The 26813-nt window shown below is 71.5% G+C and carries 21 protein-coding genes; 11 read left to right on the top strand and 10 right to left on the bottom strand.

Annotated elements, in window-relative coordinates; all coding sequences use genetic code 11:
* The first annotated feature begins 148 nt into the window (after positions 1-148).
* The 4 genes from ACZ68L_RS15060 (at position 149) to glgB (ending at position 8075) form a co-directional block, all read left to right on the top strand.
* On the top strand, positions 149-2191 hold the full coding sequence (locus ACZ68L_RS15060; RefSeq protein ID WP_469577222.1) for an alpha-1,4-glucan--maltose-1-phosphate maltosyltransferase: 2043 nt from the start codon (positions 149-151) through the stop codon (positions 2189-2191).
* On the top strand, positions 2188-3894 hold the full coding sequence (treS, locus tag ACZ68L_RS15055) for a maltose alpha-D-glucosyltransferase (RefSeq protein WP_469577221.1): 1707 nt from the start codon (positions 2188-2190) through the stop codon (positions 3892-3894). Before ACZ68L_RS15060 ends, treS begins: the two co-directional genes overlap by 4 nt.
* A 239-nt stretch (positions 3895-4133) precedes the next feature.
* A complete protein-coding gene (locus ACZ68L_RS15050) occupies positions 4134-5537 on the top strand; it encodes a maltokinase N-terminal cap-like domain-containing protein (RefSeq protein WP_469577219.1) in 1404 nt (467 codons plus the stop codon).
* A 114-nt stretch (positions 5538-5651) separates the two neighbouring features.
* The gene (glgB, locus tag ACZ68L_RS15045) at positions 5652-8075 is read left to right on the top strand and encodes a 1,4-alpha-glucan branching enzyme (protein ID WP_469577218.1); all 2424 of its coding nucleotides are present in this window, start codon (positions 5652-5654) and stop codon (positions 8073-8075) included.
* 58 nt (positions 8076-8133) lie between these two features.
* Here the strand turns inward: glgB and ACZ68L_RS15040 are convergent, their stop codons facing one another.
* Entirely contained in the window at positions 8134-9021 is an 888-nt protein-coding gene (locus ACZ68L_RS15040) for an NAD(P)-dependent oxidoreductase (RefSeq protein ID WP_469577217.1), read from the bottom strand.
* A 144-nt stretch (positions 9022-9165) separates the two neighbouring features.
* Entirely contained in the window at positions 9166-10104 is a 939-nt protein-coding gene (locus ACZ68L_RS15035) for a LysR family transcriptional regulator (RefSeq protein ID WP_469577215.1), read from the bottom strand.
* Positions 10105-10279: 175 nt separating this feature from the next.
* Between ACZ68L_RS15035 and ACZ68L_RS15030 the strand changes: the two genes are divergently transcribed.
* Entirely contained in the window at positions 10280-11617 is a 1338-nt protein-coding gene (locus ACZ68L_RS15030) for an MFS transporter (RefSeq protein WP_469577214.1), read from the top strand.
* Positions 11618-11707: 90 nt separating this feature from the next.
* Entirely contained in the window at positions 11708-13360 is a 1653-nt protein-coding gene (locus tag ACZ68L_RS15025) for an amidohydrolase (RefSeq protein WP_469577261.1), read from the top strand.
* Between the two features lie 569 nt (positions 13361-13929).
* Here the strand turns inward: ACZ68L_RS15025 and trxA are convergent.
* The 3 genes from trxA to ACZ68L_RS15010 form a co-directional block, all read right to left on the bottom strand.
* Entirely contained in the window at positions 13930-14274 is a 345-nt protein-coding gene (gene trxA / locus ACZ68L_RS15020) for a thioredoxin (RefSeq protein WP_469577213.1), read from the bottom strand.
* Positions 14275-14277: 3 nt separating this feature from the next.
* A complete protein-coding gene (locus ACZ68L_RS15015; RefSeq protein ID WP_469577212.1) occupies positions 14278-14682 on the bottom strand; it encodes a MerR family transcriptional regulator in 405 nt (134 codons plus the stop codon).
* A gap of 129 nt (positions 14683-14811) precedes the next feature.
* Positions 14812-16182, bottom strand: coding sequence for a cation:dicarboxylate symporter family transporter (locus ACZ68L_RS15010; RefSeq protein WP_469577210.1), 1371 nt, complete (start codon positions 16180-16182; stop codon positions 14812-14814).
* Between the two features lie 131 nt (positions 16183-16313).
* Here ACZ68L_RS15010 and ACZ68L_RS15005 point away from each other — a divergent pair, with 131 nt between their 5' ends.
* The 3 genes from ACZ68L_RS15005 to ACZ68L_RS14995 are packed head-to-tail and all read left to right on the top strand — an operon-like array spanning position 16314 to position 18839.
* The gene (locus tag ACZ68L_RS15005) at positions 16314-18005 is read left to right on the top strand and encodes a sensor histidine kinase (RefSeq protein ID WP_469577209.1); all 1692 of its coding nucleotides are present in this window, start codon (positions 16314-16316) and stop codon (positions 18003-18005) included.
* Positions 18002-18676, top strand: coding sequence for a response regulator (locus ACZ68L_RS15000; protein WP_469577208.1), 675 nt, complete (start codon positions 18002-18004; stop codon positions 18674-18676). The genes ACZ68L_RS15005 and ACZ68L_RS15000 overlap by 4 nt, the downstream gene beginning before the upstream one ends.
* A gap of 4 nt (positions 18677-18680) precedes the next feature.
* On the top strand, positions 18681-18839 hold the full coding sequence (locus ACZ68L_RS14995; RefSeq protein ID WP_469577207.1) for a hypothetical protein: 159 nt from the start codon (positions 18681-18683) through the stop codon (positions 18837-18839).
* Positions 18840-18866: 27 nt separating this feature from the next.
* Here the strand turns inward: ACZ68L_RS14995 and ACZ68L_RS14990 are convergent, their stop codons facing one another.
* The 3 genes from ACZ68L_RS14990 to ACZ68L_RS14980 all read right to left on the bottom strand — a co-directional run bounded on the left by ACZ68L_RS14990 (position 18867) and on the right by ACZ68L_RS14980 (position 20916).
* Positions 18867-19250 (bottom strand): GntR family transcriptional regulator, encoded by a 384-nt coding sequence (locus tag ACZ68L_RS14990; RefSeq protein ID WP_469577206.1) that lies wholly within the window; start codon positions 19248-19250, stop codon positions 18867-18869.
* Positions 19247-20005: a hypothetical protein gene (locus ACZ68L_RS14985; RefSeq protein ID WP_469577205.1), complete on the bottom strand. Its 759-nt coding sequence runs from the start codon at positions 20003-20005 to the stop codon at positions 19247-19249. The genes ACZ68L_RS14990 and ACZ68L_RS14985 overlap by 4 nt, the downstream gene beginning before the upstream one ends.
* 197 nt (positions 20006-20202) lie before the next feature.
* On the bottom strand, positions 20203-20916 hold the full coding sequence (locus tag ACZ68L_RS14980; protein WP_469577204.1) for a TetR/AcrR family transcriptional regulator: 714 nt from the start codon (positions 20914-20916) through the stop codon (positions 20203-20205).
* A 139-nt stretch (positions 20917-21055) separates the two neighbouring features.
* On the opposite strand from ACZ68L_RS14980, the gene ACZ68L_RS14975 reads away from it, so the two are divergent.
* Positions 21056-22276: a saccharopine dehydrogenase family protein gene (locus ACZ68L_RS14975; RefSeq protein ID WP_469577203.1), complete on the top strand. Its 1221-nt coding sequence runs from the start codon at positions 21056-21058 to the stop codon at positions 22274-22276.
* A gap of 11 nt (positions 22277-22287) precedes the next feature.
* Here the strand turns inward: ACZ68L_RS14975 and ACZ68L_RS14970 are convergent, their stop codons facing one another.
* On the bottom strand, positions 22288-22509 hold the full coding sequence (locus ACZ68L_RS14970) for a hypothetical protein (protein WP_469577202.1): 222 nt from the start codon (positions 22507-22509) through the stop codon (positions 22288-22290).
* A 149-nt stretch (positions 22510-22658) separates the two neighbouring features.
* On the opposite strand from ACZ68L_RS14970, the gene ACZ68L_RS14965 reads away from it, so the two are divergent.
* Positions 22659-23297 carry an XRE family transcriptional regulator gene (locus ACZ68L_RS14965; RefSeq protein ID WP_469577260.1) on the top strand — a complete coding sequence of 213 codons (639 nt, stop codon included), beginning with the start codon at positions 22659-22661 and terminating at the stop codon, positions 23295-23297.
* Between the two features lie 198 nt (positions 23298-23495).
* Here ACZ68L_RS14965 and ACZ68L_RS14960 read toward each other — a convergent pair whose 3' ends face one another.
* Positions 23496-26771, bottom strand: coding sequence for a S41 family peptidase (locus ACZ68L_RS14960; protein WP_469577201.1), 3276 nt, complete (start codon positions 26769-26771; stop codon positions 23496-23498).
* Between the last annotated feature and the right edge of the window lie 42 nt (positions 26772-26813).

The raw sequence follows: 26813 nt of genomic DNA, 5'->3' as shown, positions 1-26813 counted from the left end.
GCGGACAGGAGCGGCCATGCCCACACCCCATCAGCCGTCAACGGAGCAGTTAGAAAGGACGGACCCCATCGTTCGCGGTGCGCGAATTCCGCGCTCCGCGGCCGTGTCGCGCCCCGTTCAGCCCGAGCCCCAGTCCCCAGGTGATTCCATGATCGGTCGCATTCCCGTTCTCGACGTCCGTCCCCTCGTCGACTGCGGCAGAAGGCCCGCCAAGGCCGTTGCCGGTGAGACCTTCCAGGTCACCGCGACCGTCTTCCGCGAGGGCCATGACTCCGTCGCCGCCAATGTGGTGCTGCTGGATCCGGCCGGGCGGCCCGGCCCCTGGACGCCGATGCGCGAACTCGCGCCCGGCACCGACCGCTGGGGCGCCGATGTCACCCCGGTCTCCGAGGGGCACTGGACGTATACGGTCGAGGCCTGGAGCGATCCGCTCGCCACCTGGCGGCAGCACGCCGAGATCAAGATCCCGGCGGGGAGCGACACCGCGCTCGTCCTGGCGGAGGGCGCCGAGCTGTACGAACAGGCCGCCAAGGGCGTACCCAAGCGGGACGGGCGCGAGGCGGTGCTGGCCGCCGCCGACGCGCTGCGCGACGCGTCCCGCCCGGCCGCCGCCCGGCTGGCCGCGGCGCTCGCTCCCGAGGCGCAGGCCGCCCTCACCCGTCACCCGCTGCGCGAACTCGTCACCGCGTCCGACCCGCTGCCTCTGGTGGTCGAGCGCCGACGGGCCCTGTTCGGTTCCTGGTACGAGCTGTTCCCCCGCTCGGAGGGGGCCGGGACCGAACCGGCCGGACGGGCCGGGGCGGCCAGGAAGGGCAGGGCGACAAAGGCGACGGCCCGGCCGGAGAGGATCGTCAGCGGCACCTTCCGTACGGCTGCCGAGCGGCTGCCCGCGGTTGCCGCCATGGGCTTCGATGTCGTCTATCTGCCGCCCATCCATCCCATCGGAACCACCCATCGCAAGGGCCCCAACAACTCGCTCTCCCCCGCTCCTCATGACGTGGGCGTGCCCTGGGCGATCGGCTCGGCCGAGGGCGGTCACGACGCCGTCCATCCCGAGCTCGGCACCCTCGACGACTTCGATCATTTCGTCGCCACCGCCCGCACCCTGCGCATGGAGATCGCGCTGGATTTCGCGCTCCAGTGTTCTCCCGACCATCCCTGGGTGGAGAAACATCCCGAGTGGTTCCACCACCGCGCGGACGGCACGATCGCCTACGCAGAGAATCCGCCGAAGAAATACCAGGACATCTATCCGATCGCCTTCGACAAGGATCTGGACGGACTGGTCGAGGAGAGCGTTCGCATTCTGCGGTTCTGGATGGATCACGGGGTGCGGATCTTCCGCGTGGACAATCCGCACACCAAACCGGTGGTCTTCTGGGAGAAGGTGATCGCCGAAATCAACCGGGCCGACCCGGATGTGATCTTCCTGGCCGAGGCATTCACCCGGCCCGCGATGATGCACGCGCTCGCCGCCATCGGCTTCCAGCAGTCGTACACGTATTTCACCTGGCGCAACAGCAAACAGGAGATCACCGATTACGTCACGGAACTGTCGGGCGAGACCGCCGCCTACATGCGGCCCAACTTCTTCGTGAACACCCCGGACATCCTGCCGGGCCATCTCCAGGACGGGGGCCGCCCGGCCTTCGAGGTGCGAGCCGTTCTCGCCGCGACGCTCTCGCCGGCCTGGGGTGTGTACGCGGGCTACGAGCTGTGCGAGAACACTCCGGTCCGTCCCGGCAGTGAGGAGTACCTCGACTCGGAGAAGTACGAAATCCGGGTCAGGGACTGGGAGTCGGCGGAGCGCGAGGGCCGCTCGCTGGCCCCGCTCATCACCCGGCTCAACCGCATCAGACGCCGCCATCCGGCGCTGCAGCAACTGCGCGATGTGCACTTCCACTCCGTCGACAACGACGCGCTGATCGCGTACAGCAAGCGTTCGGGTTCGAACACCGTTCTGGTGGTCGCCAACCTCGACCCGCACCACACCCAGGAGGCCACGGTCTCGTTGGACATGCCGCGACTCGGCCTCGACCGGCACGAGAGCGTGCCGGTGCGCGACGAGCTCACCGGCGACACCTATCACTGGGGCAGGACCTTCTATGTGCGCCTGGAGCCGGGCGTCACGCCCGCGCACATCGTCGTCCTGCGACCGTCCCCGCCGACCGGAGGGTCACCCACACCATGATCGTCAATGAGCCCGTCCACGACACGTTCGAGGACACCCCGGCCAAGGACCGCGATCCCGACTGGTTCAAGCGCGCCGTGTTCTACGAGGTCCTCGTCCGGTCCTTCCAGGACTCCAACGGCGACGGCATCGGCGACCTCAAGGGCATCACCGCCAAGCTGGACTATCTGCAGTGGCTCGGCGTCGACTGCCTCTGGCTGCCGCCGTTCTTCAAGTCGCCGCTGCGCGACGGCGGCTACGACGTCTCCGACTACACCGCCGTACTGCCGGAGTTCGGGGATCTGGCCGACTTCGTGGAGTTCGTCGACGCCGCGCACCAGCGCGGCATGCGCGTGATCATCGACTTCGTCATGAACCACACGAGCGATCAGCACGAGTGGTTCCAGCAGTCCCGCTCCGACCCGGAGGGGCCGTACGGCGACTACTACGTCTGGGCCGACGACGACAAGCAGTTCCCGGACGCCCGGATCATCTTCGTCGACACGGAGACGTCCAACTGGACCTTCGACCCGGTCCGCAAGCAGTACTACTGGCACCGGTTCTTCACCCACCAGCCCGATCTCAACTACGAGAACCCGGCGGTGCAGGAGGAGATCATCTCCGCGCTGCGCTTCTGGCTGGACCTCGGCATCGACGGATTCCGCGTGGACGCCGTGCCGTACCTGTACCAGCGCGAGGGCACCAACTGCGAGAACCTCCCGGAGACGCACGACTTCCTCAAGCGGGTCCGCAAGGAGATCGACGCGCACTACCCGGACACCGTGCTGCTCGCCGAGGCCAACCAGTGGCCGGAGGACGTCGTCGACTACTTCGGCGAGTTCCAGGCCGGCGGCGACGAGTGCCACATGGCGTTCCACTTCCCCGTGATGCCCCGGATCTTCATGGCCGTCAGGCGCGAGAGCCGCTACCCGGTCTCCGAAATCCTGGCGAAGACCCCGGCGATCCCGAAGAACTGCCAATGGGGCATCTTCCTGCGCAACCACGACGAGCTCACCCTCGAAATGGTCACGGACGAAGAACGCGACTACATGTACGCGGAGTACGCCAAGGATCCGCGGATGCGGGCCAACATCGGCATCCGCCGGCGGCTGGCACCCCTGCTCGACAACGACCGCAACCAGATCGAGCTGTTCACGGCGCTGCTGCTGTCCCTGCCCGGTTCCCCGATCCTCTACTACGGGGACGAGATCGGGATGGGCGACAACATCTGGCTGGGCGACCGGGACGCCGTGCGCACGCCGATGCAGTGGACGCCCGACCGGAACGCCGGATTCTCCTCCAGTGATCCCGGGCGGCTCTACCTGCCCACGATCATGGATCCGGTCTACGGCTACCAAGTCGCCAATGTCGAGGCGTCGATGGCCTCGCCGTCGTCGCTGCTGCACTGGACGCGGCGGATGATCGAGATCCGCAAGCAGAACCCCGCCTTCGGACTCGGCTCGTTCAACGAACTGCCCTCGTCGAACCCGGCGGTGCTCGCCTTCACCCGGGAGCACGGGGACGATCTCGTGCTGTGCGTGCACAACTTCTCGCGGTTCGCGCAGCCGACGGAGCTCGATCTGCGGTCGTTCGACGGGCGTCATCCGGTGGAGCTGATCGGCGGGGTGCGGTTCCCGGCCATCGGTCAGTGGCCCTACCTGCTGACACTCGCGGGATACGGTTTCTACTGGTTCCGACTGCGCAAGGACGCGCCGCCGAGCTGACCCGGTGCCACCGCGCACCACCCGTGCGGGACGGCTTCCGCCGCCCCGCACGGGGCACCCTCTCCCCCGTATCGAGCGCTTCCGGTCCCTTCCGGGTCCCCTCTGGCGTTTCGGTCCCTTCGAGTCGAGTCCGTACGGACCATCCTGACCCGACACGTCCCGCACAGCCGGACAGCTATTGCCGCAATCCGGGACACTCTTCGCATCCTGTGGTGTGCCCGGGGAAAGGACGCGATGCCATGTCGGAGGCTGCCTCCACTCGGGTCGCCCTGGCTGCCGCCAGCACAGCCCTGCTCCCGTCTCTCGCTCCCCTGCTGCACGAATGGCTGCCCAGGCAGCGGTGGTTCGCGGGCAAGGGGCAGCCGATCACCGCGTTCTCACTGGTGTCGGCGACCGAAATACTGCCGGTGGACACCGATTCCACCGGCGCCCGAACCGGGGCCGGGCTGCTGCATCTGCTGGTCCGGGCCCACCAGCCGTCCATGCCCGCCCAGTCGCCGGACGACTGCTACCAACTGCTGCTCGGCGTAAGGGCCGCGCTGCCGCCACGGCTGGCGCCCGCGCTCATCGGCCATGTGACGGACGGGCCGCTCGCGGGCCGCACCGTCTACGAGGGCCTGCACGATCCGCGTCTCGCCACACCCCTGCTGGAGCGGTTCCGCACCCCGGGCACCCTCGGCGTCCTGCGCTTCGACCGGGGCGGCGCCCCCATCGCCGCGGAGCTCGCACCGCGACTGCTCGACACCGAGCAGTCCAACACCTCGCTCGTCTACGGCGACGCCTACATCCTCAAGATCTTCCGCCGGATCTTCCCGGGCACCAACCCCGATCTGGAACTGCCGCTCGCGCTCGCCCGCGAGGGCTGCGGACGGGTGCCCGCCCCCGTCGCCTGGTTCGAGGCCACCGCCCCGGAGCCGCTCACCCTCGGTGTCCTGCAGCCGTTCCTGCGCGGGGCGGAGGACGGCTGGCAACTCGCCCTGCGCGCGCTCGCCGCGGGCCGCGACTTCACCGGCGAGGCCCACGCGCTGGGCCGGGCCACCGCCGAGGTGCACACCGCGCTCGCCGCCGCCCTGCCGACGCCCGCCCTGCGCCGCGCCCAGACCGAGCATCTCGCCGCCGCGATGGTGCGCAGGCTGGAGGCCGCCGCGCAGGCGGTACCGGCACTCGTGCCGTACGTCCCCGGGCTGCGCACCGCCTTCGACGCGGTGGCCGCGCTGGGACACCGGGGCCACGGCTGGGCGGCGCAGCGGGTCCACGGCGATCTCCACCTCGGCCAGACCCTGCGCGCGGCCGACGGCTTCTGGTCGCTGATCGACTTCGAGGGCGAGCCGGCTCGACCGCTGCCCGAGCGCCGTCGGCCGCAGCCTCCGGTGCGCGACATCGCCGGCATGCTCCGCTCCTTCGACTACGCGGCCCGCTCGCACCGCCCGTGGAACGCCGAGTGGGCGGCGCGCTGCCGGACCGCCTACTGCGAGGGATACGCCGGGGCCGCGGGGGTCGACCCGCGCAGCGAACCGGAGCTGTTGCGCGCCCACGAGACCGACAAGGCGGTCTACGAGGTGCTGTACGAGGCACGGCACCGGCCCGACTGGCTGCCGGTCCCGATGGCGGCGATCCACCGCCTGGCCACCGTCGCCGACTGACGGCCCGGGTGCCGCCCGCCGTTCGCGGTCCCGCCGTCGCCGCACCCGTCCCACCGCCCGGCCCCGCCCCCACGCCGCCCCGTTCCGCCCCGACAACACCTCCTAGGAGGCTGTGTGACCGCCCGCAAGCCGTCCCGCAAGACGCCCGCCCCCACCGAGCCCGAGGTCCCCGAAGTCCGGCCGCCGGCACCGGCGAAGACGGCATCCCCGGCCGACCCCGACGTCCCCGCCACCCCGGCCGCCTCCGCCACCCCGGCCGGCCGGAAGAAGCCGGCGGCCGGGCGAGCCACCGGGGCCGCGCCGTCGGGTCCCCAGGGAGCCGCCGGCAGCCAGGGAGTGCGCCAGGCAAGCCCGCTCGACGCCGGCGACCGGGCCAGGCTGCTCTCCGGCGAGCACCACGCCCCGCACGACCTGCTCGGCGCCCATCCGGTCCGTGGCGGTGTGACCTTCCGGGTGCTGCGCCCGTGCGCGCGATCCGTGACCGTCCTCGCCAAGGGGCTGCGGGCGCGGCTGCACGATGACGGCGACGGCCTCTTCTCGGGCCTGCTGCCGATGACCTCCATTCCCGAGTACCGGCTCCTGGTCGCCTACGAGGACGACGAGACCGAGATGCAGGACCCGTACCGCTTCCTGCCCGCCCTCGGCGACCTCGATCTGCATCTGATCGGCGAGGGGCGGCACGAGGAGCTGTGGACGGCCCTCGGCGCGCAGCCCATGGAGCATCAGGGCGTCGTCGGCACCCGGTTCACCGTCTGGGCCCCCAACGCCCGCGGTGTGCGGGTCATCGGGGACTTCAACTACTGGGACGGCACCGGCTTCCCGATGCGTTCGCTCGGCTCCTGTGGGGTGTGGGAGCTGTTCCTGCCCGCGATCGGGGAGGGCACGCTCTACAAGTTCGACATCTGCCGCCCGGACGGTTCGCACACCAAGCGCGCCGACCCGATGGCCCGCCGCACCGAGGTGCCGCCCGCCACCGCCTCGGTCGTGACGGCCTCGCACCACGAGTGGCGGGACCAGGAGTGGATGGCGCACCGCGGGGAGGTACCGGTGCACGAGGCGCCGTTCTCCGTGTACGAGGTGCATCTGCCCTCCTGGCGACCGGGCCTGACCTATCGCCAGCTGGCCGGTCAACTCCCCTCGTATGTAAAGGACCTGGGGTTCACACATGTGGAGCTGATGCCGGTCTCCGAGCATCCCTTCGGCGGCTCCTGGGGCTATCAGGTCACCGGTTTCTACGCACCGACCTCGCGCATGGGCACACCCGACGACTTCCGTTTCCTCGTCGACGCGCTGCACCGGGCCGGAATCGGCGTCCTCGTCGACTGGGTGCCCGCGCACTTCCCGCGCGACGACTGGGCGCTCGCGGAGTTCGACGGCCGCCCGCTGTACGAGCACTCCGACCCGTCGCGGGCGGCCCACCCGGACTGGGGCACGCTGGAGTTCGACTACGGACGCACGGAAGTACGCAACTTCCTGGTGGCCAACGCCACTTACTGGTGCGAGGAGTTCCACGTCGACGGCCTGCGGGTCGACGCCGTCGCCTCGATGCTCTATCTCGACTACTCGCGCGAGAGCGGGCAGTGGTCGCCGAACGAGCGCGGCGGCCGGGAGAATCTGGACGCCGTCGCGTTCCTCCAGGAGATGAACGCCACCGTCTACCGGCGCAATCCGGGTGTCGTCACCATCGCCGAGGAGTCCACCGCCTGGAACGGCGTCACCCGCGCCACCCATCAGGTCGGCCCCGACGGATTCGGCGGGCTCGGCTTCGGGCTGAAGTGGAACATGGGCTGGATGCACGACTCCCTGCAGTACGTGTCGAAGGAGCCGGTGCACCGCAAGTACCACCACGACGAGATGACCTTCTCGATGGTGTACGCGTACAGCGAGAACTACGTCCTGCCGATCTCGCACGACGAGGTGGTGCACGGGAAGCAGGCTCTGGTCAGCAAGATGCCGGGCGACTGGTGGCAGCGGCGCGCCAACCACCGGGCGTACCTCGGCTTCATGTGGGCCCACCCCGGCAAGCAACTCCTCTTCATGGGGCAGGAGTTCGCTCAGGGTGCGGAGTGGTCGGAGGGGCACGGTCCGGACTGGTGGCTGCTCGACCCCTCGTACGAGGCGGAGGGCGACCACCGGGGCGTACGCACGCTGGTCCGCGACCTGAACGCGGTGTACGGGGCGACCCCGGCGCTCTGGCAGCGCGACACCGACCCGGGGGGCTTCGACTGGGTGGACGGCGGTGCGGCCGAGGACAACGCCTTCGTCTTCCTGCGCTACGACAAGCACGGTTCGCCGCTGCTCGCCGTCAGCAATTTCTCCCCCGTGGTGCGGCACGACTACCGCATCGGCGTCCCGGACCTCCTCGGTGACCAGGTCGCGTGGGCGGAGGTCCTCAATACGGACGCCGCGCGGTACGGCGGAAGCGACGTGCGCCATCCCGGACCGCTGAAGCCCGAACCGGTCACCTGGCACGGTCGCCCCGGCAGCATCCTGCCGACGCTGCCACCGCTGGCGACGGTCTGGTTCAAGCCAGTGTGAACCGAACGGCGGGACCCGCGACCGCCTTCCGGTCGCGGGCCCCGCCGGGCCGGCCCGTTCAGGCCCGGAGCGCCTCGACCGTGCTCGCCCAGGAATCGGCGCCGTGCCCCTTGCCGATGGCACGGTCGGAGATGGCCTTGATCGCCTCCAGCTGGGACGTGTCCAAGCCCTTTCCGGCAGCCGCGTGCAGCACGTGATCGACACCGGCGGCCATCATCGCGAGGTTGGCTCCGGCCCCGTCGTACTGCTTCGCGTCGATGTCGGCCGCCGTCCCGGCCACGATGGGCGGCAGGATGTCCACGATGGTCCGCAGATAGGGCGCGACGGCTGCGGCCGGGATGTTCTCCGCCCCGGCCAGGGCGAAGGCGTGGACCAGCCCCGCCATGCTCCCGTAGAAGAAGTCCAGCATCGCCATGTCGTAGGCCGCGGCGAGTGCGTGCTCGGGCCCCAGGAACGGGGCGTTGGCGCCGAGCGCCTTGAGCACGGCCTCGTGCCTGTCGTACGCGGACCGCGAACCCGAGTAGAAGATCAGCGCCTCCGGCCCGCCGACCACCTCGATCGGCACCATGATCGCGCCCGTCAGGTAGTCGAGCGAATGAGCCTGCGCCCAGGCCGCGGAGGCGCGGACCCCGTCCGGGGTGTCGGAGGTGAGGTCGACCAGGACGCGCTCGGCGAGAGCGTCCGTCAGCGGGCCGAGTATCTGTCGCGAGGCCTCGTGGTCGACGACGCAGACGACCACCAGCTCACTTGCCCGTACGGCCTCTTCGGCCGACGCGGCCCGGACCGCACCCCGGGCGACGAGCTCTTCGCCCTTGCCCGGGGAGCGGTTCCAGATGGTGGTGCGATGGCCGGCGTCCAGGAGGGCGCCGGCGAGTGCCCGGCCCATGGCGCCGAGGCCGATGACGGTGGCGGTGACGGGTGTGGACGAGGTGTTCGTGGCGGTCATGCGGACCATGCTCACCGTCGTGACACCGGCCGACAAGAACCGACTTCTGGGTCAGATACCCACCGGGAGGTAAGTATTGACGTCATCGATGTGCACGCAGCAGCAGCGCCGCGGGCGCCCGCCCCTCCCCTGGCCGCCCCCAGGTCACAGCGGGGAGTCCAGCCCTGGGAACCGCCGCATGTGGCGGTCGCAGTAAGTGCGCAGGCCGTCGACCAGGGCGTGGATGGAGGAGCGGGCGTAGTGGGCCGCGTCCCACCCCGCGTACAGGGGGACGGTCAGCAGGCCGTCGGGCGTGTGAACGATCAGTTCTGCGAGGCCGAAACGAGAGCTGTCGGTGACCAGGCAGATCCCCCGGCCCGCCGCGGCGAGTGCCTGGGCGAAGGCTGAAGAGCCGGTCTCGGTGACACCCGCGGGGGCGAGGCCCGCCCGGGTGACCGCCTCGTCGACGACCAGCCGGGCCACGTTGGAACGGGTCATGAGGATCAGTGGCTCGGTGACCAGCTCGGCAAGGGCGATCGCGGTGCGTCCGCTCCAGGGGTGATCGGCGGGAACCTGGGCAATGACCGGAGTGCGGCCCAGAAACGCCGACTCCAACGGGGCCGGTGCCGGGGTGGTGGAGATGCCGAGGTCGGCGTCGCTGCGCATCAGCGTGTCGAAGACCTTGCTCGGTTCCTCCTGAATGGCGTCGCGAAGGGCGGGCCCTGCGCTGTCGCCGCCCGCCATGAACGGGGCCAGGAGGTAAGCGACCGTGGAGGGAGCGGCGACCACGGTGAGCGCCGCCCCCTCCCCCTGGCCCGCGGCGGCCATCGTCTCGGCGGCCTGTTCAGCGCGGCGCACCAGGTCCTGGGCGATAGGGCGGAAGCGGCGGCCGGCGGCGTTCAGGGTCAGCGAACCGGGGCGGCGCGTGAACAGAGAGACGCCCAAGTCCCTTTCCAAAGCGCTGAGCTGCCGCGAGAGGGAGGGCTGGGCGATATGCACCTGCCGCGCCGCGGCGGTGACCGACTCGGCCTCGGCGACGGCGAGGAAATAGCGCAGCACCCGCAGTTCCATGACGACCTCCCGGGGCGCCTCGAACGATGCCATGCCTCAAAGGCATGGGGATATGAGCAATCAAGTATTAGACGGCATGGGTGGCCGAATTCAAACTATGGCTGTCCCGTTCACCGTCCTGACACCTTCACCGAAGGCCTCCCCGCCCGGTCCTCTCGCACCGTCCGGCGGTCCCTTCACCGAAGGCTGCACGTCCGCCGGAGGTTCCATGAACGTCCCACGCCCCGCCGCTGCCGCCGGGAGAACCCGGGCTTCGCGCCAGGCCCGCCGCGCCGGTCTCGCCTCGTTCGTCGGCACCACCATCGAGTGGTACGACTTCTACATCTACGGAACGGCGTCCGCGCTGGTCTTCGGGAAGCTGTTCTTCCCCGACGTGTCGCCCGCCGCGGGTGTGCTCGCCTCCTTCGCGACGTTCTGGGTCGGCTTCCTCGCCCGGCCGCTCGGCGGGATCATCTTCGGCCACTTCGGCGACCGCATGGGCCGCAAGGGCACCCTGATCACCACGCTGGTGATGATGGGCGCCGCCACCTTCCTCGTCGGAGTCCTGCCCACCCACGCGCAGATCGGGGTCGCCGCGCCGTTCCTGCTGGCGCTGCTGCGCGCCGTCCAGGGCATCGCTGTGGGCGGCGAATGGGGCGGCGCGGTCCTGATGGCATCCGAGAACGCACCGAAGGGCCGGGGCTCCCTTTTCGCGATGCTGGTGCAGCAGGGCTCCCCGGCGGGGGCGATCCTGTCCACGCTGGTCTTCCTCGCCGCGGGCACCCTGGACGACGCGGCCTTCATGTCGTGGGGCTGGCGCGTTCCGTTCCTGCTGTCGGGGCTGCTCGTCGTGGTCGGCCTCGTGATCCGCCTGAAGGTCGAGGAGTCGGACGACTTCGAGCAGGTCAGGGAGAGCGGCGACGTGGTGAAGCTGCCGGTCGCCGAGGTGCTGCGCACCGCCTGGCGGACCGTGCTGCTCGGCATCGGCGCCTCGATCATGGGCATCTCCGCCGCGTACTTCACCAATACGTTCGTGCTCTCCTGGACCACCAACGAGCTGCGCATGGACCGACAGACGATGCTGTACGTCCTGCTCGCGCTCTCCCTGGTGCAGTTCCTGTGGCAGCCGATCGCCGCGCTGATCTCCGAGCGGGTCGGCGAGGCCCGGTTCATGGTGTGCTCGCTGCTCGCCAACGTCGTCGTCGCCGTCCCGATGTTCCTGCTGATCAACACCGCGCGGCCGGTCCTCGTGTTCTGCGGCATCGCGCTCGCCACGATCAGCGGCTCCGGTTACTACGCCGTCCTGGCCGGATTCCTCGCCCGCGCCTTCCCCTCCCGGATCCGCTACACCGGCATCTCGCTGTCGTACCAGCTGTGCTCGACCCTCATCGGCGGTACGACCCCTCTGGTGGCCCAGGCCCTGCTGACGTCCGGCGGCGGCTCCATCTGGCCCGTGGCCGGGTTCTACGCGACCCTGCTGCTGATCACCACGGCGTGCGTCGCCGCTCTCGGCCGGCTCTCCGAACGGCACGCACCCCAGGCGCAGCCCGTTCCGGCCGCCGTCTGACGCCCGCCGCACCAGCCCCCGGCGTCGCCACGCGGACCTCAAGGGCCGCGGCGGCCGCCGGATCCCATCCCCATCAAGGAGTTGACCACCGTGCGCCTCGACGCCGTGTTCCACAACGGACGATTCACCACCCTCGACCCGGACCGCCCCACGGCTCGTGCCGTGGGCGTCCTGGGCGGCCGGATCGTCGCCCTCGACGAGGAGTTGCAGGGCTGCACCGCCGAAACGGACATCGACCTCGGCGGCGCGCACGCCGTGCCCGGCTTCAACGACGCGCACCACCACCTCAGCATGGTCGGCAAGGGGCTGCGCGAGCTGGACGTCTCGTACGCCGCCGCGCCCAGCCTCGACGCACTGTACCGGGCCGTGGCCGAGCGGGCCGCGACACTGCCGGCCGACGCCTGGGTGGTCGGCGCGGGCTACGACCAGAACAAGATCGGCGCCCATCCGACGGCCGAGGCGCTCGACCGGGCCTCCCAGGGCCGCCCGGTCTGGCTGGCGCACACCTCGCACCACATGGGCGTGGCCAGTACGCAGGCGTTCACGCGGGCCGGGTTCACCGATCTCGCGGCCGTACCCGAGGTGCCCGGCGGCATCGTCGTGCGCGATGTGGACGGGCGAGCGGAGGGACTGCTCCAGGAAACCGCGATGCAGCTGGTCGAGAAGGTGCTCCGGCCGGCGCCGGCCGAGGAGTGGACGGCCAACATCGCCGCCGGGTCACAGGCTGCCCTCGCGGTCGGCCTGACCAGCGCGACCGAGCCGGGCATCGGCGTCGTCGACGGCATCGGCAACGGCCCCGCCGACCTGGACGCCTTCATGCGGGCACGGGAGCGGGGCCTGCTCGGCGTCCGGATGACGGTCATGCCGTACATCACCGCGTTGCGCGACTGCGGCGTCTTCGAACCGGGCGCCACCTGGTACGGCCTCGACCTCGGTCTGCGCACCGGCTTCGGCGACGAGTGGCTGCGCATCGGACCGACGAAAATCCTCTCGGACGGTTCGTTGATCGGCCGTTCGGCCGCGATGTGCTGCGACTACCACGACTCCCCCGGCAACAGCGGGTTGCTCCAGTACGAGAGCGAGCAGATCCGCCGGTACATCGTCGAGGCGCACCGCTGCGGCTGGCAGGTCGCCACGCATGCCATCGGGGACGCCGCCCTGGACGTCGTCCTGGACGCGTACGAGGAGGCGGGGCGGCTGTACCCGCGCGACGATGTGCGCCACCGGGTCGAGCACGCGGCGGTGACGAGCGACGCGCAGGTCGCCCGGATCGCGGCGCTGGGCCTGATCCCGGTACCGCAGGGCCGGTTCCTCTCGGAGATCGGTGACGGCCTGCTGGCGGCGCTCGGCCCCGTACGGGGCCGACTGGCCTACCGGATGCGGTCGTTCCTGGACGCGGGCGTGGTACTTCCCGGTTCCTCGGACGCCCCCGTGGTCGCCCCCGACCCGCTGCTGAGCATCCACGACATGGTGAACCGGCGTACCGCCTCGGGCACGCCGATCGGCCCGCGCGAGGCGGTGACGGCGCAGGAGGCACTGCGCGCGTACACGGTCGGCTCGGCCCACGCCGTCCATGAGGAGCACATCAAGGGAACCCTCGCCCGGGGCATGCTCGCCGACTTCGTGGTCCTCAGCAACGACCTGCTGGGTGTGGCCCCCGAGCGCATCGGGGAGCTGACCGTGGGGGCGACCGTGGTCGGCGGACGGGTCGCCCACGACACGGGAGCGCTGAAGGTCTCCTGAACCCGCCCGGGGACCGGCCTGCGGGCCGCCGCCCCCGCCTCGACTCCGTCGGCCGCCTCGCCCACCACGTCGATGCCCCGCGCACCGAGGATCACGCGGAAGCCAGTGCGGGTCAGTGCCTGGTCGTCCGCGATGAGAACACGCCATGCCGGCTCGATGTCGGTCATGGCGTGTCCATCGGTCATGGCGTGTCCAGGAGAATGCGGGCACGGACCCGGAATCCGCCGTCGAGGCGCCGCCGGGCGTCGAGATCGCCTCCCCGGAACGTCGCCGTACGGACGGGTCTTCTTGTCGAAAAGGCCGTAGCCGTCCGGCTTGGCCGCCTTCGGTCGCCGCGGTACTCAACGGCCGGAGAAGCGGCGCCCCGGCCACCGACGAGCCGCGCCGACCGGGGACACGCACTGTTCATGAGCAATGCCACCGCACGCTCTCCGGTCCCCTTCGGCTCTCCGGACGCCGCTCCCTGTTCGGGCTGGCCGGACCGTTCGATGTCGACTTCCGACGCGGCTCTCGGCGCCGAACCGCACGCACGGCCGGGGTCGGACAGTCCGGGGCCGAGCAGGCGGAGCTCACACCGTCGCGTACACGTCCTCCAGTTCCTGGAGCAGCTTGCGCTTGGGCCGGGCGCCCACCATCGACTTCACGGGTTCCCCGGAGCGGAACACCATCAGGGTCGGTGTCGCCAGCACCGCGTACCGGCTCGCGATCCCGGGGCTGGTGTCGACGTCGAGCTGGACGATCTTGATGCGCTCGGCCTCCTCGGCGGCGACGGCGCTGAGCACGGGGGCGAGCTGGCGGCACGGGCCGCACCAGTCGGCGGTGAACTCGACCAGTACGGGGAGGTCTGCCCCGAGCACCTCCCCGTCGAAGGTGGCGTCGGTGACCTCGGCCACACCCTCTGCAGCATGAATCATCTGTCATCCTCCCAGTTCACAACGCGGTTCCGGGCCGCCCGGAAGTTCTGCCGCGGCCTCCAGCTCGGCTTTCGCGAGCTGTGCGCCCACCTGGACGCGTACTGCCCGGAGCTGCTCGATGAGCGAGTCGAGCTCGCCGAGCTTGCGCCGGTAGACGGCGAGCGAGGCGGGGCAGGCGTCACCGGCCGGGTGGCCGGCGCGCAGGCACTCGACGAACGGCCGGGTCTCCTCCAGTTCGAACCCGAAGTCCTGCAGGGTGCGGATCTGCTGGACGAGGCGCAGATCGTCCTCGTCGTACGCGCGGTACCCGTTGCCGGCGCGCCGCGCGGGCAGCAGTCCGCGTGATTCGTAGTACCGCAGAGTCCGCGTGGTCGTCCCGGCCCGTTCGGCCAGCTCCCCGATTCGCATGTCCTCGACCGTAGACCTTGACGCGGACGTCAAGGCAAGGAGGAAGCGGAGCCGAGCACGGGCGAAGGGCCGTCGCGGAAGCTTCCGCGACGGCCCTTCGCCCGTGTTATGTGGCCGGGGGTCCGGTGCCTAGGCCTTCGCCGCGGCCGCCTCCCGGTCGCCGTCGCGCGGCTGCGGAACGCTGTCCGTGCCGTCGCCGTGCCCGGCGTCCTGGTTGAGCATCTCGTCGTTCCACGGGAGCGCGCCGGAGAGGACCTGGTCCACCCGCTCCTTGTCGATCTCCTTGGTCCAGGTGCCGACCAGGACGGTGGCCACCGCGTTGCCCGCGAAGTTCGTCATGGCGCGGGCCTCGCTCATGAAGCGGTCGATGCCGACGATCAGCCCGACGCCGTCGACCAGTCCGGGGCGGTGCGACTGCAGGCCGCCCGCGAGGGTGGCGAGGCCCGCGCCGGTGACTCCGGCCGCGCCCTTCGAAGCGACGATCATGAAGAGGAGGAGCGAGATCTGCTCACTGGCGCTCAGCGGGTCGCCCATCGCGTTGGCGATGAAGAGCGAGGACATCGTCAGGTAGATCGCGGTGCCGTCGAGGTTGAAGGAGTAGCCGGTCGGCACGGTGATGCCGACGACGGGCCGGCTGACACCCAGGTGCTCCATCTTCGCGATGAGCCGCGGCAGGGCGGACTCCGACGACGAGGTGGAGAGGATCAGCAGGAATTCGCGGCCCAGATACTTCAGCAGGGACAGCAGGTTGACCCCGGCGACCAGCCGCAGAATCGTGCCGAGCACCACGAAGACGAAGATCGCGCAGGTGACGTAGAAGCCGACCATGATGATCGCGAGCGACTTCAGCGCGTCGACCCCGGTCTCGCCGACCACCGCCGCCATCGCGCCGAACGCGCCGACCGGGGCCGCCCACATGATCATGGCGAGAATGCGGAACACCAGGCGCTGGATGTGGCCGATGCCGCGCAGGACCGGTTCGCCCGCCGACCCCATGGCCTGGAGCGCGAAGCCCGCGAGGAGGGCGATGAGCAGGGTCTGCAGCACCTCGCCCCCGGTGAAGGCGGAGACCATCGTCGTCGGGATGATGCCGAGCAGGAAGTCGACGGTGGACTCGCTCGCGCCCGCCGCCTGCTTCTCACCGGCGGCGCGCACCGCTTCGGTGAGGTGGAGGCCCTGGCCGGGCTCCAGGAGGTTGCCGACGAGCAGCCCGATGGCGAGTGCGACGGTCGACATCACCAGGAAGTAGCCGAGGGCGAGGCCGCCGACCGCGCCGACCTTGGCGGCCTTGCGCACCGATCCGACGCCCAGCACGATCGTGCAGAAGATGATGGGCGAGATCATCATCTTGATCAGGTTCACGAAGCCGGTGCCGATCGGCTTGAGTTCGACGGCGACGTCCGGGGCCGCGAAGCCCACGAGGATGCCGAGGCCCACAGCCGCGATCACGGCGAGATACAGATAATGCGTACGGTCCCGCTTGGCGGCTGCCACTCCCACGGGGTTCTCCTCGGCTCGTCAGGGTCGCTCCCCCGTCCCTGGGGGGCTTGGCGACTATCCCGCTTCGCTGTGACGCCGGTCACTGTTACGTACATTTCGTTCATATGTTTTCGGCCAGGCACACTGTGGCCATGCGCTTCCCCCGCCCCCGTACCCGCCCGCGCAGCCTGGCCGGCCAGCTCTTCGCCATGCAGGTGGTGCTGCTCACGGCCGTGGTGGTCGGGTGCGCGTTCTTCGCCTACGTCTCCGGCCGTGAGCAGGCGAAGCAGACCGCGACCCGGCAGGTCAGGGCCGCCGCGCTGGCGATCGCCGACTCGCCGTCCGTACGGGAGGCCATCCGCACCCCGGACCCGTCCGCCGTGCTGCAGCCGTACGCGGAGAAGGTGCGCGCGGACACCGGGATCGCCTTCGTCACGATCATGTCCCCGGACCGGGTCCGCTGGACGCATCCGGATGCCGACCGGATCGGGGAGAAGTTCCTCGGGCACACCGCGCGGGCACTGCGCGGCGAGACGTTCTCGGAGACGTACACCGGCACACTCGGCCCCTCGATCCGGGTCGTCACCCCGATCCGGGACGGCGGCCGGATCACCGGTCTGGTCAGCGCGGGCATCACGGTCGAACGGGTCTCCTCGCAGGTGCGGGCGCAGCTCGGGGCGCTGGGGACGGCGGCGGGCGGGGCGCTGGCGCTCGGCGGCCTCGGGACGTATGTGATCAACGCCCGGCTCCGGCGGCACACGCACGGCATGAACGCGGCCGAGCTGAGCCGGATGCACGACTACCACCAGGCCACGCTGCACGCGGTGCGCGAGGGGCTGCTGATGCTCGACGGGCGGCGCCGGATCGCGTTGATCAACGACGCGGGCCGGGAGCTGCTCGGGCTTGAGCCGGGGGCGGTCGGGCGCACGATCACCGAGCTGGATCTGCCGGCCCGGCTCACCGGTGCGCTGCTCGCCTCCGAGGAGCGGGTCGACGAGCTGCATCTGACGGCGGACCGGGTGATCGTGGTCAACACCCGCCCGGTGGTGGGCGGGGAGCAGCGCGGCACGGTGGTGACGCTGCGCGATCACACGGAACTCCAGGCACTGTCGGGCGAGTTGGACTCCGAGCGGGGGTTCACCCAGGCGCTGCGCTCGCAGGCGCACGAGGCGGCGAACCGGCTGCACACCGTCGTCTCGCTGATCGAACTGGGCCGGGCCGAGGAGGCGGTGGGGTTCGCCACCGCGGAACTGGAGCTGGCCCAGGCCCTCACCGACCGGGTGGTGGACGCGGTCGCCGAGCCGGTGCTGGCGGCGCTGCTGCTCGGCAAGGCGGCGCAGGCGAACGAGCGGGGGGTGGAGCTGGTGCTGGCGGACGACAGTCTGATCGACGACGGCGCCCTGCCCGCGACGCTGCCGCACCGGGATCTGGTGACGGTCCTCGGCAATCTGATCGACAACGCGGTGGACGCGGCGTCGGAGGCGGTGACCGGTGCGCCCGGTCCGGAATCCGTGCCCGCCCCGCGAGCGGCCGGGCCGGGCCGGAGCGCCCGTGCGCGGGTCACCGTCACCGCGCTCGCCGACGAGGGCGAGCTGCTGCTGCGGGTCGCCGACACCGGGGCCGGGATCGATCCCGACGACGCCGCCGAGGTGTTCGACCGGGGCTGGTCGACGCGCGGCGCGGGCCGGGGCATCGGCCTGGCCCTGGTCCAGCAGGCGGTGCACCGCAACGGCGGGACGGTGGCGCTGGACCGCGGCCCGGACGGCGGTGCGGAGTTCACGGTGCGATTGCCGCTGGCTGTCGGCGACCGCACGACGCACACCACGAAGGAGGCCACCGCATGATCCAGGTGCTGGTCGTCGAGGACGATCCCGTCGCGGCGGACGCCCATCGGCTGTACGTGGGCCGGGTCCCCGGATTCACGGTGGCCGCGGTCGCGCACTCGCGCGCCGAGGCGGTGCGGGCGCTGGACCGCACGCCGGTCGATCTGCTGCTGCTGGATCTGTATCTGCCCGACGGGCACGGTCTGCAGCTGCTGCGCTCGCTGCGTGCGGCCGGGCACTCGGCGGATGTCATCGCGGTGACGTCGGCGCGCGATCTCGCGGTGGTCCGGGAAGGGGTGTCGCTCGGGGTCGTCCAGTACGTACTGAAGCCCTTCACCTTCGCGACCCTGCGCGACCGGCTCGTCCGCTACGCCGAGTTCCGCGCGGCGGCCGGTGAGGCGAGCGGCCAGGACGAGGTGGACCGGGCGCTCGGCGCACTGCGCGCTCCGCAGCCGTCCCGGCTGCCGAAGGGGCTGAGCGGCCCGACGCTGGAGGCCGTCACCCGTGTCCTGCGGGCCGCGCCGGACGGCGTGACCTCGGGTGCGACCGGGGCGGAGCTGGGTATCTCGCGGATCACCGCGCGTCGTTATCTGGAGCATCTGGTGACGGTGGGGCGCGCGGTGCGCAGTCCGCAGTACGGCCAGATCGGGCGCCCGGAGCTGCACTACCGGTGGGTGTCCCAGGGGCGCTGACCCCGTGCAGCACTGGCGCTTCGTAGTCCGCAACTCCGGCGGCGGCGGAGTACGGCTGCTCACTTCTCAGATCAGCGTCCGCGACATCGACCGGCTCGTGCGGACCCGGACGCAGCAGACGCTCCCGGACGGAATCGGAGTCAGTGTCGGCTTCTCAGCCTGAGGCGCGGGTTGGTGGATCTCTCTGGCGTCACGGCGTATCGAGACTTGCGAGAGCGTGGCGGATTGCCGCGAGGGCTTCCTCGTCTGTGACGTTGAGCTGCCTGGCGGCAGCGGTGTAGGTGCTTGCGTGTTCCGCGAGCTTCGCCTTGGCATCGGTAGTGGCCGACGGGGCGACAACTTGGGTACCAGAGCCTCGGCGGCTCTTGACGAGGCCTGCGGTCTCCAGTTCGCGGTATGCCCGCACCACGGTGTTGTTGGCGAGTCCGAGGTCGGAGGCAAGCTGGCGCACCGACGGCAGCCTGTCCCCCTGACGCAATTGGCCGACGAAGATCAAATCGGCTAGTTGTTCGCGAAGTTGTTCGTAAGGTGGAACAGGGGAAGCGTGGTTGATGCTGACGCGGTGGGCTGTCATGGCCGCGCCGTGACGTAGACCTGCGGAAGCAACAGGACACTCAGACAGTGACACGCGGTCACTGCAGAAGTGAGAACCGTTACGACCAGCCCCCACAACGCCACGTCCTTCATCCAGCCCGCGCAGGACAAGCTCAGCACCACGACGCCCATCGTCAGGGCGACAGCGAAAAGAGGGGCTGTCACCAGCACTCCCCATGCGCCGATCGCCGCCCGGATTCTCACGCGGCGTTGCTCGTCATTCCCGGACCGCACGGTGACGCGGCGCAGGAGCAGTGCACAGGCAACGGTACCGAGGGCGAGGCCACCGAGGGTCGGCCAGGCGTAGTAGGGACCGGGCCAGGGCGAGAGCAGTTGAACTCCTGCCGGGCACCTGACGGACAGTGCACGGCCTGAACGTCCCTCAGCGTCCGTCGAGGCTGTCGAGACGGCGACGATCAGGAGGATGAGTAAAACGACAGCCTGCGCGGCCAATGCAGTAGTCAGGGAGCGAGGCAGATAGTCCCGGATCCGGCGCGGTGTCACTTGGGCTACGCGCAGCCGGCCGGGGTTCGGGCGCGCAATCACGTCTGCCGCGAAGACGCCAGCCATGACACACAGCCCGAATACGGGAAATGCGTATAGCAGATCCACGTCAGACTCGGGACTGAAGGAGACCAGCGCGTTGACAACCAGGCCGGTGGCCGCACCGGCCCATCGGACGGGAGTATCGAGCCGCGCTCTCCATGCGCCTTCTGTTGGTGCGGCAGCAGGCATGCCGATCCCTTCCCTCCCGTAAGGTGTATTAGCTGCCTGACACAATCGCTGTTGAAGTGAAGTGTGTCAAGAGATTGACACACTTGGGTGGGAGGGGTGTGCCCGCAGCGCTTGACGGGGCGTGCTGCGCGCAGGGCGGCCACGTTGGGATCGGCCTCCACGGACGGGTCCGCCCCGCGACGCCCCCGGACGATCCTCTATCGCCGGGCGCGCAGTGTCTCCCACTGCACTGCGGCGCCGTCCAGCAGCATCTCCAGGGCCGTGGGATAGGCGCTGTCGACCATGCGGGTCGCCAGGAGAGGCGCCGCCTCGGCAATCCGGGGGTGTGTGGTGCGCGGCAGGCGGGCGTACGTCGAGCGCCACATGTTCTCGTCGGCACTGAGGCTTTCCCGTGGCAGGGTCAGCGAGGCGGCGTCGAGCGCGGCGAAGGCCAGGGTCTGGTCGATGAAGGCTTGGTAGATCCGTACCGTGTCCGGCAGCGGGAACCCCGCCGTGCGAAGTACGTCAAGGATGGCCTCGTCGGCCGCCAGCTCGTGGGCCCGGCCGGTGACCCGGTTGGCGGTCAGCAGTGCCGCATGCGGATGCCCGAGGTACACGGCGTGGATGCGCAGCCCGAGGCCGCGCAGGTCCGACCGCCACTCCCCCGTGGGTCGCCAGCCCTGCAGGGCCTGCCCGATGAGGGCGTCGCCGATGGCGAGGGTCAGATCGTCCGTACCGCGGAAGTACCGGTAGAGGGTGCTGGGGTCGGCGTCCAGGGCCAGGCCGAGACGGCGGGCGGTGAGTCCCGCGCTGCCGTGCTCACGCAGCATCCGCAGGGCGGTCTCGACGATCAGTTGCTCGGACAGCACGGTGCCGCTCCTGGTGGGACGGCGGCGGCGCCGTTTCTCCTCGGGCACCACAGCTTTCGCCACCGCCGCCTCCTCACCCCGGGACCTTATGCCAACACCATTGACCTTATCCGGGCACGCGGCGTTGGATCTCCCGGCAGGGGCGCCCGCACCTTTGGTCCGCGCGGGCACGCCCCGTCTCCAGAGCGAGGAAGTCCGTGTCATGCGTGTTCTGCTTGTGGGAGCCGGCGGTGTGGGCACTGCGATCACCCGGATCGCGGCCAGGCGCTCGTTCTTCGACGAGATGGTCGTGGCCGATTACGACCTGAGCCGGGCCGAGGCGGCGGTCGCCGCCCTCGCGGGCGCCGCGGGCCGCTTCCGCGCCGAGCACGTCGACGCGTCCGATCAGGCGGCGGTGACGGCGCTGCTGACGCGGCACGGGTGCGACGTCCTGCTCAATGCCACCGACCCGCGGTTCGTGGTGCCCCTCTTCCAGGCAGCGCTCGCGACCGGAGCAACCTACCTCGACATGGCGATGTCTCTGTCGCGCCCGCACCCGGAGCGGCCGTACGAGGAGTGCGGGGTCATGCTCGGCGACACGCAGTTCGCGCAGGCCGCCGACTGGGAGAAGGCGGGCGCGCTGGCCCTCGTCGGCATGGGTGTGGAGCCGGGGCTGTCCGATGTCTTCGCGCGGTACGCGGCCGACGAACTCTTCGACGAGATAGAGGAGATCGGCATCCGCGACGGCGCGAACCTCACCGTCGACGGCTACGAGTTCGCCCCCTCCTTCAGCATCTGGACCACCATCGAGGAGTGCCTCAATCCGCCGGTCGTCTACGAGGCGGACCGCGGCTGGTTCACCACCGAACCCTTCAGCGAGCCGGAGGTGTTCGACTTCCCCGAGGGCATCGGCCCGGTCGAGTGCGTGAACGTGGAGCACGAGGAGGTGCTGCTCGTTCCCCGCTGGATCGACGCACGCCGCGTGACCTTCAAGTACGGCCTGGGCGAGGAGTTCATCCAGACCCTCAGGACGCTGCACCTCCTGGGCCTGGACCGCACCGACCTGGTGACCGTGCCGAGCGCTGCGGGTCCGGTGGGCGTGTCGCCCCGCGACGTCGTGGCCGCCTGCCTGCCGGACCCGGCGACGCTGGGCGAGCGCATGCACGGCAAGACCTGCGCGGGCACCTGGGTGCGCGGCACCAAGGACGGCGCACCACGCGAGGTCTACCTCTACCACGTGGTCGACAACCAGTGGTCGATGGCCGAGTACGGCTCCCAGGCCGTGGTGTGGCAGACGGCCGTCAACCCGGTCGTCGCCCTCGAACTCCTGGCCACGGGCGCGTGGACCGGCGCGGGAGTCCTCGGCCCGGAGGCCTTCCCCGCCCGCCCCTTCCTGGACCTGCTCAGCGCGTATGGCTCTCCGTGGGGCATGCGGGAGCAGTGACCGTCCGCGGCTCACCAGGGGATCCGACGTCCCTTCTCGGTGAGAGCGAGCATCAGACAGCCGATCCACTCGCCGCTGTCGGGATACTCCCAGTTGTCGGCGTCGGCCAGGAGCACCGGCAGTTCCTCCCCTGCAAGGGGTGTGCCGTACCGGAAGCCGCGCCTCCCGTCGGGAGCGGCCCAGGAAATGACAGGGCACACCTCGATCCAGCCCCGGTCGACGATGGGCAGCATGCGGTTGCAGTACTAGGACGTTCATACGAGCCGTGATATCGGTGGAACACACCGTAGTCAGAGGGCGTGTCGACTCCTACGGTGGGGCCGTGCACCCCTCCCCGCCCTTCAACGCCCCCGCCGCGCGCCGACTCCGCGAGGCCCTGGGGATGCTTCCCGGCCATGTCGCGTACGGTCTCGGAGCCCAGTACGGACTCCGCGTCAGCACCGAGACGGTGATCGCCTGGGAGCGTGGGCTCGCCGTTCCGAGCGAGTACGAACTCACGGCGCTGGCCGGAGTGTTGTGGTGCTCGCCGGGCGAGCTGCTGACGGCCGCGCGCACCCTGCGGGAGCACCGGGTGGCCCGGGAGCTGGCCGTGGAGGAGCTGGCGCGTCTGCTGGGGCTGACCGCCTCCGCGTATCTGCGGATGGAGGAGTCGGGGCGCTGGCGCGGCAATGAACGCCAGTCCGCGGCTCTCAGCGAGGTGCTGGGGCTGACGGCCGCCGGGTTCGTGGCGGTGTCCGGCCGGGAGGAGGAGCTGGCGGAGCTGTTGCGCGGCGCGGTGACGACACGCTGGCAGGCCCATGTCCGGCCGGTGGCGAAGCTGGTGCCGCTGGAGCGCGGGTTCCTGCAGGACGTACTGGAACAGCTGCACACCGACTACCAGGCGCTCATGGTGTCCACGCTCAGCTGGAGCAGCACGGGCACGGAAAGCGCCGGGGCGACGGGCGACGCCGGACGGGCATTCCTGGTGAGGATCGTGGAACGGTTCTGGCAGACGGCGGGGGCGCAGGGAACGGCCGGGTGAGCCGTCCCGCGTCCGGTGGCCGCGCCGCTCGTCGGCGGCCGGCCGTGTCCGCGTGTCCGGGGCCGCCGGGGGGAAGGAGAACCGACACCCCCGGTCCGCCCGGGTGGGTGTGAGCGCGGCGGTTCCGGCAGCCCTCGGCGGGTCGGCCCGAGGGCCCGGAACGCCCGCCGAGCCGCGGCCGGGGTGCGGCAGGCACCGTCAGCCGGGCTGCGCGGGCAGCGCCGGAGCCCGGAGGGCGGGGGTGGTGGCCAGGGAGCGCAGGGCGATCTCGACGGCCCGCTCCAGCTGGGGATCCCGGCCCGCCGCCCGGTCGTGGGGGGCGACCCGCACCTCCACGTCCGGTTCGACGCCGTGGTTCTCCAGCCCCCATCCGCCGTGCTGGAACCAGAAGGTGCCGCGCGGGTGGACGAGGCGGGTGCCGTCGACCAGCCGGTGGCGGACCTCCATCCCCCGTACCCCGCCCCAGGTCCGTACGCCCACCACCGGGCCCAGGCCCGTCGCGCGCACCGCGGCCACGACGTTGTCGCCGTCCGAGCCGGACAGCTCGTCGGCGAGGAAGACCAGCGGACCGCGCGCCGCCGGCTCGGGACAGGACTGCGGCCGGCTGCCGCGGCGCAGCTGCCAGCCCACGGGACGGCGGGCGAGGCGTTCGAGGACCAGGGACGAGAGGTGGCCGCCGCTGTTCTCCCGGAAGTCGACCAGGAGACCGTCGGCGCCCGCCTCGGCGCGCAGGTCCCGGTGGAGCTGCGCCCAGCCGTTCGCCACCATGTCCGGTACGTGGAGGTAGCCGAGGCGTCCGCCGCTCCGCTCACGCACCCGGGCACGCCGGCCGCGGACCAGGTCGTGGTAGCGCAGGGCCGCCTCGGAGGCCAGCGGCACGACCGTCACCCGCCGGACCGGGCCGCCCGCCGCCGGACGCACCGTCAGTACGACCGGCCGCTCCGCCGCGCCCCGCAGCAGCGGCGCGGGCCCGGCCGCGGAGTCCACCGGGTGACCGTCCACGGCCAGGAGCGCGTCCCTCGCGCGCAGCCCCGTGCCGGGGACGGCCAGCGGCGACCGGGCGCCCGGCGCCGAGCTCTCCCCCGGCACGATCCGCGCGATGCGCCAGGTTCCGTCCGCGTCCCGTGCCAGGTCGGCGCCGAGCAGGCCCGGCCGCTCGGTGACCGGGCCGGTGGCGGCCCGGGGCCAGACGTAGGCGTGCGAGCAGCGCAGGTCGCCGTGCGTGTCCCAGAGCAGGTCGGTGAACTCGTCGGCGGTGCCGATCCGTTCGAGCAGCGGCCGACGCCGGGCCCAGGGGCCGCCCTCGCCGCTGTCGAGCTCGGGGAGGTCGGGGCGCCACACGTTGTCCCGCATCAGCCGCTCGTCCTCGGCGAAGGCCTGGGCCCACTCGGCCGCCGGGTCCACGGTGGTACGGACCAGGGACAGGTCGACGGGCCGGTCCGGCCGGTCGGTGCCGGATGGACGAACGAGCAGGTCCTGGCCGTCGTGGACCAGCAGGTGGCCGCCGTCACCGGCCGGCTCGTACGCGTCGACGCCCTCGCGCACGGTGGCGAGCGTACGGGTGCGCAGGTCCCATCGTTCGAGTCGGGCGCGCGGCGGCGGGGTGTCGACGCCCGCCCAGCAGTCGCCGAGGGTGCCCACGGCGGGAGTACGGATCCACAGCAGCGCCCCGTCGACGGCCGTCAGCGCCCTGTAGTCGGCGGCCCGCACAGGGAAGGCGACGACCCGGTCGGCCAGGCCCTCGGCGTCGACCGCCGTGGCGGCCGTGGTGACGGATGCCGGGAGTCCGGCGGTGGGCGGGTCGAGCAGAGGAGACGGGGCGTCGGCGGTCAGGGTCAGCAGGTAGGGGCGCTTCGCGGCGATGAATCCGAGGTCGAGCACGTGCGTCTCGTACTCGGGGTCGAACACCCGGTCGGACAGGAAGGCCAGGTGCGCACCGTCGGAGGTGAAGGCGGGTGCCTCGTCGCGGAACCGGTGTCCGGTCGCCTCGACGACCGGGCCACCGTCGCCCGCGACCCTGGCGAGCCGGATCTGACGCAGGCCCCCGGGCCCCGGGTGCGACCAGGCCAGCCACGCCGAGTCGGGAGAGAACGTCGGCCCGGTGACCTCCTCGTGCGCGCTGCGGTCCAGCTCGGTGACCTCGCCGGAGGCCACGTCGACCACGAGGAGCCGGCCGTCGTGCGCGGCGACGGCCAGGGAGCGGCCGTCCGGGGAGGCGCGCAACTCCAGGACCCGGCCCAGCCGACCGGCCGCGAGCACCCGGGGCTCGGGCGCGGGGGCGGGTGTGGGCGCGGGTTCGGGCGCCGGTGCCGGTAGGGGTGCGGACAGGATCTCCAGCGCGTCGGCGCCCTCGACGTCCGACACCCAGGCCACGCCGCCGCCCGCCCCCAGCGGCTGCGGCAGCCGGCACCGTACGCCCGGCCGCTGCGCCAGTGCGACGGACACCGTGCCGGTCGCGGTCCCTGCTTCGGGCAGCAGATGCACGGTGCCCCGTACCTCCAGCAAACCGGCTGTTCCGGCCGGCCCGCCCGCGAAGTCGCCGGCCCAGTCGGCCGCGCTGACGCTGTACGGCACGCGCCCGGTCCGCGCGCCGGTCAGCCGTACGTCCACCCGCACCGGCTCGGTGCCGGGCGAGGTGTCCGCGAGCAGCCACAGATCGCCGCCGCTCCGGTAGACCACACGGCTCCCGTCGGTGGCGGCGTCGCGCGCGCCGAACCCGCGGTGGGCGGAATCGGGCGTGTGCGGGCGCGGGTCGCGGCCGTCGGGCAGGCTCGACCAGAGGCGGGCCCGGCCGTCCGCGTCGCTCAGGAAGCCGACACGGGCGGCCGGACCGTCTGCCCCGCCGGACCCGGTGAGCCAGAGCGGGCACTCCAGCTCGGCCTGACGGTCGCCGTGCCCCTTCGGTACGAGGGGCTCGAACCGGGCGTCCGTGTCGTCGCCGATCCACAGCCGGCCCACGGCGCCGCCCCGGTAGCCCTTCCAGTAGGCGGCCTCGGGCAGCAGCTTGGCGCTGCCCAGCACCACCTCGCCGTGCGGTCCGTACGCGAGGTCGCCCACCGGCCCGTACGGCAGCCGCCGGGGCGCGCCGCCGTCCGGGGGCACGGCCCAGGCCCAGGTGGCCAGGGGCGAGTGGGTGTGCTGGGCGCTCAGCACGAGGACCTCGCCGCCGGGGGTCCAGCCCGCGACCCGGGTGCGGGCGTGGCCGAAATGGGTGAGTCTGCGCGGGGACCCGGCGCCGTCGAGCGGGGCGGCGTACGCCTCCGCCGCGCCGTCCCGGGTCGACGTCCAGGCGAGCAGGGTCCCGTCGGGGGAAATGCGGGGGTGGCCGACGCGGGTGTGGTCGGCGGTCAGGCGCCGGGCCCGGCCGCCCGTCACCGGGACACCCCACACGTCGCCGTCGGCGGTGAAGACCAGCAGATCGCCGTGGAGGTGGGGGTGGGCGGCGTAGGGGCGGTCGGAACGGTCGGAAGACACAGGGCTCCTGGCGTGGAACGGGCGGTCGCGGGGGGATGGTGC

Source organism: Streptomyces sp. NPDC104309, from assembly GCF_055584025.1.
Note: the sequence above shows the minus strand (reverse complement) of the source record. Positions and strands in the feature narration are given on the sequence as shown.

Bases quoted from the DNA above. Each gene is read 5' to 3' on its own strand.
- ACZ68L_RS15000 (WP_469577208.1), top strand. From the start codon at position 18,002: ATGATCCAGGTGCTGGTCGTCGAGGACGATCCCGTCGCGGCGGACGCC.
- ACZ68L_RS14970 (WP_469577202.1), bottom strand. From the start codon at position 22,509: ATGCTGCCCATCGTCGACCGGGGCTGGATCGAGGTGTGCCCTGTCATT.
- ACZ68L_RS15005 (WP_469577209.1), top strand. From the start codon at position 16,314: ATGCGCTTCCCCCGCCCCCGTACCCGCCCGCGCAGCCTGGCCGGCCAG.
- ACZ68L_RS14975 (WP_469577203.1), top strand. From the start codon at position 21,056: ATGCGTGTTCTGCTTGTGGGAGCCGGCGGTGTGGGCACTGCGATCACC.
- ACZ68L_RS15035 (WP_469577215.1), bottom strand. From the start codon at position 10,104: ATGGCATCGTTCGAGGCGCCCCGGGAGGTCGTCATGGAACTGCGGGTG.
- ACZ68L_RS14965 (WP_469577260.1), top strand. From the start codon at position 22,659: ATGCTTCCCGGCCATGTCGCGTACGGTCTCGGAGCCCAGTACGGACTC.
- treS (WP_469577221.1), top strand. From the start codon at position 2,188: ATGATCGTCAATGAGCCCGTCCACGACACGTTCGAGGACACCCCGGCC.
- ACZ68L_RS15015 (WP_469577212.1), bottom strand. From the start codon at position 14,682: ATGCGAATCGGGGAGCTGGCCGAACGGGCCGGGACGACCACGCGGACT.
- ACZ68L_RS15050 (WP_469577219.1), top strand. From the start codon at position 4,134: ATGTCGGAGGCTGCCTCCACTCGGGTCGCCCTGGCTGCCGCCAGCACA.
- trxA (WP_469577213.1), bottom strand. From the start codon at position 14,274: ATGATTCATGCTGCAGAGGGTGTGGCCGAGGTCACCGACGCCACCTTC.
- ACZ68L_RS15030 (WP_469577214.1), top strand. From the start codon at position 10,280: ATGAACGTCCCACGCCCCGCCGCTGCCGCCGGGAGAACCCGGGCTTCG.
- ACZ68L_RS14990 (WP_469577206.1), bottom strand. From the start codon at position 19,250: ATGACAGCCCACCGCGTCAGCATCAACCACGCTTCCCCTGTTCCACCT.
- ACZ68L_RS15060 (WP_469577222.1), top strand. From the start codon at position 149: ATGATCGGTCGCATTCCCGTTCTCGACGTCCGTCCCCTCGTCGACTGC.
- ACZ68L_RS15040 (WP_469577217.1), bottom strand. From the start codon at position 9,021: ATGACCGCCACGAACACCTCGTCCACACCCGTCACCGCCACCGTCATC.
- ACZ68L_RS14985 (WP_469577205.1), bottom strand. From the start codon at position 20,005: ATGCCTGCTGCCGCACCAACAGAAGGCGCATGGAGAGCGCGGCTCGAT.